The organism is Enterobacter sp. fkY84-1, from assembly GCF_052974705.1.
This window is the reverse complement of record NZ_CP169393.1, coordinates 3,494,597-3,508,285: the sequence shown is the minus strand read 5'-3', so window position 1 is coordinate 3,508,285 and position 13,689 is coordinate 3,494,597. Positions and strand designations below refer to the sequence as shown.

8 protein-coding genes are annotated in these 13,689 nt (G+C 57.7%); all 8 read left to right on the top strand.

Annotated features, from left to right (window positions below):
* Positions 1 to 33: 33 nt before the first annotated feature.
* The 8 genes from ACEPLT_RS16685 (at position 34) to ACEPLT_RS16650 (ending at position 13,680) form a co-directional block, all read left to right on the top strand.
* Positions 34 to 4,986 (top strand): alpha-2-macroglobulin family protein, encoded by a 4,953-nt coding sequence (locus tag ACEPLT_RS16685; protein WP_032675334.1) that lies wholly within the window; start codon positions 34 to 36, stop codon positions 4,984 to 4,986.
* Position 4,987: 1 nt separating this feature from the next.
* On the top strand, positions 4,988 to 7,312 hold the full coding sequence (pbpC, locus tag ACEPLT_RS16680) for a peptidoglycan glycosyltransferase PbpC (RefSeq protein ID WP_032675332.1): 2,325 nt from the start codon (positions 4,988 to 4,990) through the stop codon (positions 7,310 to 7,312).
* Positions 7,313 to 7,468: 156 nt separating this feature from the next.
* Positions 7,469 to 7,900, top strand: a complete 432-nt coding sequence (gene ndk, locus ACEPLT_RS16675) for a nucleoside-diphosphate kinase (RefSeq protein WP_003860625.1) — start codon at positions 7,469 to 7,471, stop codon at positions 7,898 to 7,900.
* A gap of 169 nt (positions 7,901 to 8,069) precedes the next feature.
* Entirely contained in the window at positions 8,070 to 9,236 is a 1,167-nt protein-coding gene (locus ACEPLT_RS16670; RefSeq protein WP_014171168.1) for a bifunctional tRNA (adenosine(37)-C2)-methyltransferase TrmG/ribosomal RNA large subunit methyltransferase RlmN, read from the top strand.
* A gap of 293 nt (positions 9,237 to 9,529) precedes the next feature.
* Positions 9,530 to 10,546, top strand: coding sequence for a cytoskeleton protein RodZ (rodZ, locus tag ACEPLT_RS16665; protein WP_032675331.1), 1,017 nt, complete (start codon positions 9,530 to 9,532; stop codon positions 10,544 to 10,546).
* A 26-nt stretch (positions 10,547 to 10,572) separates the two neighbouring features.
* On the top strand, positions 10,573 to 11,691 hold the full coding sequence (gene ispG / locus ACEPLT_RS16660) for a flavodoxin-dependent (E)-4-hydroxy-3-methylbut-2-enyl-diphosphate synthase (protein WP_008502138.1): 1,119 nt from the start codon (positions 10,573 to 10,575) through the stop codon (positions 11,689 to 11,691).
* 80 nt (positions 11,692 to 11,771) lie between these two features.
* Positions 11,772 to 13,046, top strand: a complete 1,275-nt coding sequence (gene hisS, locus ACEPLT_RS16655) for a histidine--tRNA ligase (protein ID WP_032622984.1) — start codon at positions 11,772 to 11,774, stop codon at positions 13,044 to 13,046.
* 13 nt (positions 13,047 to 13,059) lie between these two features.
* Positions 13,060 to 13,680, top strand: coding sequence for a YfgM family protein (locus ACEPLT_RS16650; protein WP_008502136.1), 621 nt, complete (start codon positions 13,060 to 13,062; stop codon positions 13,678 to 13,680).
* Positions 13,681 to 13,689: the final 9 nt, after the last annotated feature.

Below are 13,689 nucleotides of genomic sequence, written 5' to 3'. Positions count from 1 at the left end.
ACCAACAGGCCCCCTCAGGGCCAGGGACAAAGGATGAAACCGTTTCGCTTAGCCGCGCTCTCTCTTGCGCTGCTTACCACGTTTACGCTTGTCGGCTGTGATAACAGCGACGATAAATCTCAGGCTGCGGCTCCCGCGGCATCCACCGCATCCACACCAAAAGCCGCGGAAAAGCCAAATGCTGAAACGCTGGCTAAGCTCGCCGCCCAGAGTCAGGGAAAAGCGCTGACCCTGCTGGATGCCTCTGAAGTTCAGCTCGACGGTGCCGCCACGCTGGTGCTGACATTCTCGGTTCCGCTGAATCCCGATCAGGATTTCGCGAAAACCGTGCATGTCGTGGACAAAAAAAGTGGCAAAGTTGACGGGGCGTGGGAACTTGCGCCTAACCTGAAAGAGCTTCGCCTGCGCCATCTGGAGCCCAACCGCAACCTGGTCGTCACCGTTGAACGGGGCCTGCAGGCGCTGAACAAGGCGACGTTCGGCATTGATTATGAGAAAGCCCTGACCACCCGGGACGTTGAACCCACCGTTGGTTTTGCCAGCCGCGGCTCGCTGCTGCCGGGTAAGGTGGTGGAAGGGTTGCCAGTAATGGCGCTCAACGTCAACAATGTTGACGTCAACTTCTACCGCGTGAAGCCGGAATCGCTGGCTTCCCTTGTCAGCCAGTGGGAGTACCGTAACTCGCTGACCAACTGGGAATCCGACAACCTGCTGAAGATGGCGGAGCTGGTTTATACCGGTCGATTCGATCTTAATCCGGCGCGCAACACGCGCGAAAAATTACTGTTGCCCCTGAAGGATATTAAACCGCTCCAGCAGTCTGGCGTTTATATCGCGGTCATGAACCAGGCCGGGCACTACAACTACAGTAACGCCGCGACGCTCTTTACCTTAAGCGATATTGGCCTGTCCGCTCACCGTTATCATAATCGCCTGGACATCTTCACCCAGAGTCTGGAGAACGGTGCGGCGCAGTCTGGCGTCACCGTCACCCTGTTGAACGATAAAGGGCAGACCCTTGCCGAAGCGAAAAGCGACGGCGATGGCCACGCAAAACTTGAGACCGACAAAGAGGCCGCGCTGATCCTGGCCAGTAAAGACGGCCAGACCACGCTGCTTGACCTCAAGCTGCCGGCTCTTGATCTGGCGGAGTTTGATATCGCAGGGAGTCCGGGCTACAGCAAGCAGTTCTTTATGTTTGGCCCACGCGATCTCTACCGCCCGGGCGAAACGGTGATCCTCAACGGCCTGCTGCGCGACAGTGACGGTAAGCCACTTCCCGATCAGCCCGTGAAGCTCGACGTGCTGCGTCCGGATGGACAGGTCGCGCGTACCATCGTCGTCAAGCCGGAGAACGGTCTCTATCGCTTCAACTATCCGCTGGACAGCGGGGCGCAGACCGGCATGTGGCATATCCGCGCCAACACGGGCGATAACCTGCAGCGTCTGTGGGACTTCCACGTTGAAGACTTCATGCCAGAGCGTATGGCGCTCAACCTGAGCGGACAAAAAACGCCGGTTTCACCGCAGGATAACGTGGACTTTAACGTGGTCGGCTATTACCTGTATGGCGCTCCGGCCAACGGTAACTCTCTGCAGGGCCAGCTCTTCCTGCGTCCGCTGCGTGACGCGGTGGCCGCGCTGCCGGGCTTCCAGTTTGGTGATATCGCTGAAGAGAACCTGAGCCGCAGCCTGGATGAAGTGCAGCTTACGCTGGACGAGCAGGGACGTGGGCAGGTTTCTACCGAAAGCCAGTGGAAAGAGGTGCACTCTCCGCTGCAGCTGATCCTGCAGGCCAGCCTGCTGGAGTCGGGCGGTCGTCCGGTGACGCGTCGTGCTGAGCAGGCTATCTGGCCCGCAGCGGAATTGCCGGGTATTCGCCCTCAGTTCGCCAGTAAAGCCGTTTACGACTACCGCACCGATACGACCGTCAACCAGCCGATTGTTGATGAGAACGGCAACGCCAGCTTCGACATCGTGTATGCCGATGCCAGCGGCGCGAAAAAGGCCGTTTCCGGGTTACAGGTTCGTCTGATTCGCGAGCGTCGGGACTACTTCTGGAACTGGTCTGAGAGCGAAGGCTGGCAGTCTCAGTTCGATCAGAAAGATCTGGTCGAAGGCGAGCAGGAGCTGACACTTAAGGCCGATGAAACGGGTAAAGTCACCTTCCCGGTGGAGTGGGGCTCTTATCGTCTGGAGGTGAAAGCGCCTGATGAGATGGTCAGCAGCGTGCGCTTCTGGGCGGGGTACAGCTGGCAGGATAACAGCGACGGCACCGGCGCGGCACGCCCTGACCGTGTGACCTTGAAACTGGATAAGCCAGCCTATCAGCCAGGCGACACCATCAACCTGCACATTGCCGCGCCAGCCGCAGGCAAGGGCTATGCGATGATCGAGTCCAGCGAAGGGCCGCTGTGGTGGAAAGAGATCGACGTACCGGCAAACGGACTGGATCTCGCTATCCCGGTCGACAAGGCCTGGAAGCGTCACGACCTCTACCTGAGTACGCTGGTGGTACGTCCCGGAGATAAATCCAAATCCGCCACGCCGAAACGCGCGGTCGGCCTGCTGCATCTGCCGATGGGTGACGAAAATCGCCGCCTGAATATTGCGCTCGATAACCCGCAGAAAATGCGTCCAAACCAGACGCTCTCGGTGAAGGTGAAAGCCAGCGTGAAAGAGGGGGCCGTGCCGCAGAAGGTGAACGTCCTGGTATCGGCGGTGGACAGCGGCGTGCTGAATATTACTGATTACGTCACGCCGGATCCGTGGCAGGCTTTCTTTGGTCAGAAGCGTTACGGCGCGGATATCTACGATATTTACGGCCAGGTCATTGAAGGGCAGGGCCGTCTGGCCGCGCTGCGCTTCGGTGGCGATGGGGATGAACTGAAGCGCGGCGGCAAACCGCCGGTGAACCACGTTACCATCATTGCCCAGCAGGCACAGCCGGTCACGCTGGATGCCAACGGGGAAGGCACAATTACATTGCCGATTGGAGACTTCAACGGTGAGCTGCGTTTGATGGCGCAGGCCTGGACGGAAGAGGATTTCGGCAGCAGCGAAAGCAAGACTATCGTGGCCGCGCCGGTCATTACCGAGCTGAATACCCCGCGCTTCCTGGCAAGCGGAGATACCTCGCGGCTGACGTTGGATATCACTAACCTGACCGACCAGCCGCAAACGCTGAATATCGCCCTGAACGCGACAGGCAAACTGGCGCTGGAAGGCGCGCAGCCTCAGCCGGTTCAGCTGCCACCGGGGGCGCGCAGCACGCTGTTTATTCCGGTACGCGCGCTGGACGGTTATGGTGACGGTGAAGTGACCGCGCAGGTGACCGGCCTGCAGCTTCCGGGCGAGACCTTCGCCCCGCAGCAGAAGAGCTGGAAAATCGGCGTGCGTCCGGCGTTCCCGGCGCAGACGGTCAATACCGGTGCCATGCTGAACCCTGGCGAATCCTGGACTGCACCGGCGCAGCACAGCAACGGTTTCTCTCCTGCCACCCTGCAGGGGCAACTGCTGCTGAGCGGCAAACCACCGCTCAACCTGGCGCGCTATATTCGCGAACTGCAGGCCTATCCGTATGGCTGTCTGGAGCAGACCACCAGCGGTCTGTTCCCGTCGCTCTACACCAACGCGGCGCAGCTTACGGCGCTTGGCATCAAAGGTGATACGGACGATAAACGCCGTGCCGCCATTGATATCGGTATTTCCCGTCTGCTGCAGATGCAGCGTGAAGACGGCGGGTTCGCGCTGTGGGATAAAAACGGTCCGGAAGAGTACTGGCTGACGGCCTACGTGACCGACTTCCTGGTCCGTGCGGGCGAGCAGGGCTACAGCGTGCCTGCCGATGCGGTGAATAATGCCAATAGCCGGTTGCTGCGCTACCTGCAGGACCCGGGCATGATGTCTATTCGCTACAGCGACGATACGCAGGCCAGCAAGTTCGCCGTGCAGGCCTATGCCGCGCTGGTGCTGGCACGTCAGCAAAAAGCGCCGTTGGGCGCGCTGCGTGAAATCTGGGATCGTCACGCTCAGGCGGCGTCCGGCCTGCCGCTGATGCAGCTGGGCATGGCGCTCAAGCTGATGGGCGATGCCCCGCGCAGCCAGCAGGCGCTGGATCTGGCGCTCAAAACGCCGCGCAACGACAGCAAAACCTGGATGGCCGATTACGGCAGCCAGCTTCGCGATAACGCGCTGATGCTCTCTCTTCTGGAGGAGTACAAGCTGCTGCCGGATGCGCAAAATACGCTGCTGAATGCCCTGTCTGAGCAGGCCTTCAGCCAGCGCTGGTTGTCCACTCAGGAGAGCAATGCGCTGTTCCTGGCCGGTCGTTCGCTGCAAACCTTGTCGGGTGCGTGGCAGGCGAAAACTTCCCTGTCAGATTCCGCATCAGGTGGCGATAAAGCCCAGGTACAAAACGTGAACGGCGACCAGCTTGGCGCGCTACAGGTAACCAATACCGGTACTTCACCGCTGTGGGTACGCCTTGATAGCACCGGTTATCCTGACTATGCTCCTCAGCCGAGCTCGAACGTGCTGCAGGTTGAACGCCATATTCTGGCTACGGACGGCAGCACGAAATCGCTCTCTTCGCTGAAGAGCGGCGAGCTGGTGCTGGTATGGCTGGAAGTCAAAGCCAGCCAGAACGTCCCGGACGCGCTGGTGGTTGATCTCCTCCCTGCGGGTCTGGAGCTGGAAAACCAGAATCTGGCAAGCAGCAGCGCCAGCCTGCAGGACAGCGGTAGCGAAGTGCAGAACCTGCTCAGCCAAATGCAGCAGGCGGACATTCAGCATATGGAATTCCGCGACGACCGCTTTGTGGCGGCCGTGCCGGTAAATGAAGGTCAGCCGGTTACGCTGGTTTATCTGGCGCGCGCCGTGACGCCGGGAACCTACCAGGTGCCGGTTCCGATGGTCGAGTCTATGTATGTGCCGCAGTGGCGGGCAACGGGTGCGGCCAGTGGCCCGCTGATTGTTGTTCCGTAATATGCGAATGGCACGTTTGACACGCTCCCGCTGGCTGTGGCTGGCGGGAGCGCTTCTCGTTTTATGGGGGCTGATTGTCGCCGCCGACCGCCTGTGGCCGTTGCCGCTGAAAGAGGTTAACCCTGCCCGGGTGGTGGTGGATGAGAAGGGCACGCCGCTCTGGCGTTTTGCCGATAGCGACGGGATCTGGCGCTATCCGGTTACGATCGAAGAGGTCTCTCCCCGTTATCTTGAGGCGCTGATCCAGTACGAAGATCGCTGGTTCTGGGATCATCCCGGCGTAAACCCGCTTTCTGTCCTGCGTGCCGCCTGGCAGGATCTCAGTTCCGGGAAAGTCATCTCTGGCGGAAGCACGCTCACCATGCAGGTCGCGCGACTGCTGGACCCGCATCCGCGCACCTTTGGCGGTAAAATTCGCCAGCTCTGGCGTGCCATGCAGCTGGAGTGGCATCTTTCCAAACGCGAAATCCTCACGCTCTATCTCAATCGCGCCCCATTTGGCGGTACGCTGCAGGGCGTGGGTGCGGCAAGCTGGACGTATCTCGGCAAGCCGCCGTCGCAGCTCAGCTATTCCGACGCGGCGCTGCTGGCGGTGCTGCCGCAGGCACCGAGTCGTTTACGCCCGGATCGCTGGCCTGAACGGGCCGAAGCGGCGCGCAATAAAGTGCTCGACCGCATGGCGACGCAGGGCGTCTGGTCCGCAAAGCAGGTCAAAGAGTCCCGTGAAGAATCAGTATGGCTGGCGCCCCGGCAGATGCCGCAGCTGGCGCCGCTCTTTGCACGCATGATGCTCGGCAAAAGTCGCGACACGAAAATTGTCACCACGCTGGATGCCGGACTGCAGCTGCAGCTGGAAGAGCTGGCGATGAACTGGAAGTCCCGCCTGCCGGCACGCAGCTCGCTGGCGATGATCGTGGTCGATCATACCGATATGAAAGTGCGCGGCTGGGTGGGATCGGTGGATATCAACGATGACACGCGTTTTAGCCATGTGGATATGGTCAATGCGATCCGATCGCCGGGATCGGTGTTAAAACCTTTTATCTACGGCATGGCGCTGGATGATGGCCTGATCCATCCCGCCTCGCTGCTTCAGGACGTTCCCAGAAAAACCGGTGACTATCGGCCCGGGAATTTTGACAGCGGGTTTCATGGACCGGTCAGCATGAGTGAAGCGCTGGTACGTTCCCTCAACCTGCCTGCCGTTCAGGTGCTGGAAGCCTACGGACCAAAACGATTTGCCGGGATGCTGAGCAACGCAGGCTTGCCGCTGATCCTGCCTGCGGGGGCGCAGCCGAATCTGTCTCTGATCCTCGGCGGGGCAGGCGCGCGGCTGGCAGATATCGCCGCTGCCTACAGTGCTTTTGCCCGACACGGTAAGGCGGGTAGGCTGCGCCTGCAGCCAGGCGATCCGCTAACTGAACGTCCGCTGTTATCACCGGGCTCGGCGTGGATTATTCGCCGTATTCTGGCCAATGAAGCGCAGCCGCTGCCGGATAATGCGCTACCGCAGGTTGCGCCGCTGGCGTGGAAAACCGGTACCAGCTACGGCTACCGTGATGCCTGGGCCATCGGTCTGAATGCCCGTTATGTGATAGGCATCTGGACCGGACGACCGGACGGCACGCCCGTGGCGGGACAGTTCGGGTTTGCCAGCGCGGTTCCGCTATTAAACCAGGTCAATAACCTGCTTCAGTCGCGCTCAACGGTAGACGAAGCCCGTCTGCCGCGCGATCCGCGTCCGGCAAGCGTCGGGCGGGGCGTGATCTGCTGGCCGGGCGGCCAGTCGCTACCGGAAGGCAGCGAAAACTGTCGACGTCGCCTGTCGACCTGGCTGCTGGAAGGCAGTGAACCGCCCACGCTGCTCCTGCCCGAACAGGAGGGCATACGCGGGATCCGTTTCCCGGTCTGGCTGGATAAAACCGGCAAACGCGTGGCCGCAGATTGCCCGGATGCTACTGAAAAAGTCCTGGATGTATGGCCGCTGCCGCTGGAGCCGTGGCTGCCTGCAACCGAGCGTCGTGCGGTACGGATTCCGCCTTCATCAAGAATTTGTCCTCCACTCTTGCAGGACGCACCTGCGCCACTCATTCTGACCGGCGTGCGTGAAGGGGCCGTTATTAAACGTCTGCCGGGGGAATCCCGCGTTTCGCTGCCGCTTCAGGCGACCGGCAACAGCGGTGAGCGCTGGTGGTTTTTGAACGGTGAACCGCTGAATGTGAAAGGAAGCGTTTACACATTACAGCTTGATAAGTCGGGCGATTATCAGTTACTCGTTATGGATGAGACCGGGCAGGTCGCGACGGTGAATTTTACGCTTCAGTGACCTGAAAACAGCTTTCTGATGTGAGCTGTTGCTAAAACTCGTCTTATTTTAAAAAAATGTTACCTGAATCCATAGGCAATGGCGCCATTGCTCATTATAATCCGCGCCACACCATACTCAGGTATGCAAAACAACAGAACATTGACAGAGGTTATCATGGCTATTGAACGTACTTTTTCCATCATCAAACCAAACGCGGTGGCAAAAAACGTTATTGGCAGCATCTTCGCTCGCTTTGAATCTGCAGGGTTCAAAATTGTTGGCACCAAAATGCTGCACCTGACCGTTGAGCAGGCGCGCGGCTTCTACGCTGAGCACGAAGGTCGCCCATTCTTTGACGGCCTGGTTGAGTTCATGACCTCCGGTCCAATCGTGGTATCCGTACTGGAAGGCGAAAACGCCGTACAGCGTCACCGCGATCTGCTGGGTGCAACCAACCCGGACAACGCGCTGGCAGGAACTCTGCGCGCTGACTACGCTGACAGCTTCACCGAGAACGGCACCCACGGTTCTGACTCTGTTGAATCTGCTGCACGCGAAATCGCTTTCTTCTTCGCAGAAGGCGAAGTGTGTCCACGTACCCGTTAATTTAACGGTTTCGTTTACACATTATTTTCGTAAATGCCGCGTCCAGACGTGGCATCCCTGCGCCAGACTTTGTACAATGCAACGCCCCGGACGAGCAGACCGCTTTCCGGGGCGTTTCTATTCAACCCTCCATGGGCCATAACGTGTAACAACGAGGCCGGTAAATATTATGTCTGAATTAGTGAATACCTCCGAAGTCGCCATTCCTGCGGTTCCCAATAAAAATGGAAAAATCAACCTGCTGGATCTGAACCGTCAGCAGATGCGCGAGTTCTTTAAAGAGATGGGCGAAAAGCCGTTTCGTGCCGATCAGGTCATGAAGTGGATGTACCATTACTGCAGCGACAATTTTGATGACATGACTGACATCAACAAGGTCCTGCGCAATAAGCTCAAAGAAGTGGCTGAAATCCGTGCACCGGAAGTGGTGGAAGAGCAGCGCTCCGCGGATGGCACCATCAAATGGGCGATTGCGGTCGGCGATCAGCGCGTTGAAACCGTCTACATCCCGGAAGAAGACCGCGCGACGCTGTGCGTCTCCTCCCAGGTTGGCTGTGCGCTGGAGTGCAAATTCTGCTCAACCGCGCAGCAAGGCTTTAACCGTAACCTGCGTGTTTCAGAAATTATCGGCCAGGTCTGGCGTGCCGCGAAAATCGTGGGCGCGGCAAAAGTCACCGGCACGCGCCCTATCACCAACGTGGTAATGATGGGGATGGGTGAACCGCTGCTGAACCTGACCAACGTCGTTCCGGCGATGGAAATCATGCTGGATGACTTTGGCTTTGGCCTGTCCAAGCGTCGCGTCACGCTGTCGACCTCAGGCGTTGTGCCTGCGCTGGACAAGCTCGGCGACATGATTGACGTCGCGCTGGCGATCTCCCTGCACGCACCAAACGATGAAATTCGTGACGAAATTGTGCCGATCAACAAAAAGTACAATATCGAAACCTTCCTCGCCGCAGTACGTCGCTACCTGGAGAAATCCAACGCCAACCAAGGCCGCGTGACCATCGAGTACGTGATGCTGGACCACGTCAACGACGGCACCGAACATGCGCATCAGTTGGCTGAACTGCTGAAAGATACGCCATGTAAAATCAACCTGATCCCATGGAACCCGTTCCCGGGCGCGCCGTATGGCCGTAGCTCGAACAGCCGTATCGACCGTTTCTCCAAGGTGCTGATGGAGTATGGTTTCACCACCATCGTGCGTAAAACACGTGGTGATGATATTGATGCCGCATGTGGACAGCTGGCTGGTGATGTTATTGACCGTACCAAGCGTACCCTGCGTAAACGCATGCAGGGCGAGACGATCGCGGTTAAAGCTGTTTGATTATTATGCACTCGCGGCGCATTATCTGCGCCGTGAGACATAACCTTACTGAATAATCAGTCAGATTCGTGAAGACTGATCAATAATTACGGTGCGTTTCATCCTACTTTCGGGCAGTATGTAACGACGTAACAACAGTTTAGCCGTACGGGCAGGGCTGTACTGTCATCTCCGGGCTGACAGTCTTATACTCTCTGTTCAAGGTTAACTGACCAGAAGTTTCGCGGTGCGGGTGGCATTGTGACTCACCGGCGCCTGAACCCTTATTTTTCACGTACCAGTAGTTGTAGCGAATGAATACTGAAGCCACTCACGACCAACATGAAGCACTCTCCACTGGCGTTCGTCTTCGCAACGCCCGTGAACAACTCGGACTCAGCCAGCAAGCCGTTGCGGAACGCTTGTGCCTGAAGGTTTCCACGGTTCGCGATATTGAAGAAGATAAGGCGCCTGCCGATCTGGCTTCAACGTTCTTGCGCGGTTATATCCGCTCTTACGCAAAACTGGTGCACATCCCCGAAAACGAATTACTGCCAATGATGGAGAAGCAGGCGCCGGTCCGTGCAGCAAAAGTTGCGCCGATGCAGACCTTCTCCCTGGGGAAACGTCGTAAAAAACGTGATGGCTGGCTGATGAGCTTTACCTGGCTGGTGCTGTTTGTGGTGATCGGTCTGACCGGAGCATGGTGGTGGCAAAACCACAAGGCGCAGCAGGAAGAGATCACCACCATGGCCGATCAATCCTCCGCCGAACTCAACCAGGCCGGAACGGATAACGCCCAGAGCGTGCCGCTGAATACCGACGGTGCAGCGACTTCCAGCGAGCCACAGACCGCAGCGCCAGATGCGACAGCGACCAATGCTGCGCAGGCTCCAGCAGCAACGGCTAACACCGCTGCGCCGCAGGCTCAGGATCAAAATGCGGTGGTTGCCCCTTCTCAGGCAAATGTTGATACGGCGGCGAACGCGCCTGCAGCTACTCAGCCTGCAGACAATACCGCAGCGTCTCTGCCAACCAGCCCGGCGGGTACGGCGACAACAGCAGCCGACCCTAATGCGCTGGTAATGAACTTCAGCGCCGACTGCTGGCTGGAAGTCACTGACGCGACAGGTAAAAAACTGTTCAGCGGCCTGCAGCGCAAAGATGGCACGTTAAACCTAACAGGCCAGGCTCCCTATAAACTTAAAATCGGCGCTCCGGCAGCGGTACAGATCCAGTATCAAGGAAAACCTGTCGACCTGAGCCGCTTTATCAGAACTAACCAGGTTGCACGTCTTACCGTTAATGCCGAACAATCAGCAGCACAGTAACAGACGGGCAACGCGGGAGATTTTTCATGCATAACCAGGCTCCGATTCAACGTAGAAAATCGAAACGGATTTACGTTGGGAATGTGCCAATCGGCGATGGGGCACCTATCGCCGTTCAGTCGATGACCAACACGCGCACCACCGATGTGGAAGCGACGGTCAATCAAATCAAAGCATTAGAACGTGTAGGCGCGGACATTGTTCGCGTCTCCGTCCCGACCATGGATGCCGCTGAGGCGTTCAAACTGATCAAACAGCAGGTCAGCGTTCCGCTGGTGGCGGATATTCACTTCGACTACCGCATCGCACTGAAAGTGGCCGAATACGGCGTCGATTGTCTGCGTATTAACCCGGGCAACATCGGTAACGAAGAGCGTATCCGCATGGTTGTGGACTGCGCCCGCGATAAAAATATTCCTATCCGTATCGGCGTTAACGCCGGTTCGCTGGAAAAAGATCTGCAGGAAAAATACGGTGAGCCGACGCCACAGGCGCTGCTCGAATCCGCGATGCGTCACGTCGATCATCTCGATCGTCTCAACTTCGATCAGTTCAAAGTCAGCGTAAAAGCCTCCGATGTGTTCCTGGCCGTAGAATCTTATCGCCTGCTGGCAAAGCAGATCGACCAGCCTCTGCACCTCGGGATCACCGAAGCGGGTGGCCTGCGTAGCGGCTCGGTAAAATCCGCGATCGGTCTGGGGCTGCTGCTCTCTGAAGGGATCGGTGACACCCTGCGCGTCTCGCTGGCGGCCGATCCGGTCGAAGAGATCAAGGTCGGTTTCGATATCCTGAAGTCGCTGCGTATTCGCGCGCGTGGGATCAACTTCATTGCCTGCCCAACCTGTTCGCGTCAGGAGTTTGATGTGATAGGGACGGTGAATGCCCTGGAGCAACGTCTGGAAGACATTATCACCCCGATGGACGTCTCTATCATCGGCTGCGTGGTGAACGGTCCGGGTGAAGCACTGGTGTCAACCCTCGGCGTGACCGGCGGTAACAAGAAAAGTGGTCTCTATGAAGATGGCGTTCGTAAAGATCGTCTGGATAATAGCGACATGATCGACCAGCTTGAAGCCCGCATCCGCGCGAAAGCCGCCATGATGGACGAGACACAGCGTATCAACGTTCAGCAGGTTGAAAAATAACGTGATGGGAAGCCGCGAGCTTCCCATGTATGATTGAACCCATTCTTTGGGTTTTTTTTGTATATAGAAAGAGAATAAACGTGGCAAAAAACATTCAAGCCATCCGCGGCATGAACGATTATCTGCCTGGCGAAACCGCCATCTGGCAGCGCATTGAAGGCACGCTGAAGCAGGTGCTCGGCAGCTACGGTTACAGCGAAATCCGTTTGCCGATTGTAGAGCAGACCCCGTTATTCAAACGCGCGATTGGTGAAGTCACCGACGTGGTTGAAAAAGAGATGTACACCTTTGAGGACCGCAACGGCGACAGCCTGACCCTGCGTCCGGAAGGGACGGCGGGCTGCGTACGCGCCGGCATCGAACATGGTCTTCTGTACAATCAGGAGCAGCGCCTGTGGTATATCGGCCCGATGTTCCGCCACGAACGTCCTCAGAAAGGGCGTTATCGCCAGTTCAATCAGCTGGGTGTGGAAGTCTTTGGCCTGCAGGGCCCGGACATCGACGCTGAACTGATTATGCTGACCGCCCGCTGGTGGCGTGCGCTCGGTATTGCCGATCACGTTTCCCTCGAGCTGAACTCTATCGGTTCTCTGGAAGCGCGCGCTAACTACCGCGATGCGCTGGTGGCGTTCCTGGAACAGCATAAAGAGAAGCTGGACGAAGACTGCAAACGTCGCATGTACAGCAACCCGCTGCGCGTTCTGGATTCCAAAAACGCAGATGTTCAGGCACTGCTGAACGATGCGCCTGCGCTGGGTGATTATCTGGATGAAGAATCTCGCGAACACTTCGCGGGCCTGTGCAAGCTGCTTGAAGCGGCTGGCATCGCCTACACCGTAAACCAGCGCCTGGTACGCGGTCTGGACTACTACAACCGTACCGTGTTTGAGTGGGTGACCACGAGCCTCGGCTCTCAGGGCACCGTGTGCGCGGGCGGTCGTTATGACGGTCTGGTTGAGCAACTTGGCGGTCGCGCAGCACCTGCTGTAGGCTTCGCGATGGGTCTTGAGCGACTTGTTTTGCTGGTTCAGGCAGTTAATCCGGAATTTAAAGCAGATTCCGTTGTCGATATATACCTGGTGGCCTCAGGCGCGGAAACGCAGTCTGCGGCAATGCAGCTTGCCGAACGCGTGCGCGATGCGCTGCCGGGCGTTAAGCTGATGACCAACCATGGCGGCGGCAACTTCAAAAAACAGTTTGCTCGTGCCGATAAGTGGGGCGCAAGTATCGCACTGGTGCTGGGTGAGTCCGAAGTGGCCAACGGCGAAGTGGTGGTGAAAGACCTGCGCTCTGGTGAGCAGACAACGGTAACGCAGGACGGCGTTGCGGCGCACTTGCGCACTCTATTGGGCTAAGGAGAAGGACTGCGTGGAAATTTACGAGAACGAACACGATCAGGTCGACGCGATTAAACGCTTCTTTGCTGAAAACGGCAAAGCGCTGGTTGTTGGGGTTATTTTAGGTGTCGGTGCGCTGGTAGGCTGGCGTTACTGGAACAATCATCAGGCGGATTCCGCGCGCGGCGCGTCCCTGTCCTATGAAAATACCGTGAGCGCAATTCGTGCCGATCAGCCGCAAACGCTGACGGCGGCAGAAAAATTTGCGGCTGACAACAAAAACACCTACGGTGCACTGGCTGCGCTGGAAGTGGCTCAGCAGTACGTTGATAAGAACGAACTGGATAAAGCCGTAGCACAGCTGTCTCAGGGCCTTGCTGCCGCCAGTGATGAAAACCTGAAAGCGGTGATCAATCTGCGCCTGGCACGTATTCAGGTTCAGCAGAAGAAAGCTGACGATGCGCTGAAAACGCTCGATACCATCAAAGGCGAAGGTTTTGCTGCCATCGTTGCCGATCTGCGCGGTGAAGCACTGCTGAGCAAAGGTGACAAAGCGGGCGCGCGTAAAGCGTGGCAAGCTGGCGTAGAGAGCAATGCTTCACCTGCGCTGAGCGAAATGATGCAGATGAAAATAAATAATTTGTCCGTCTGAGAGGGACCC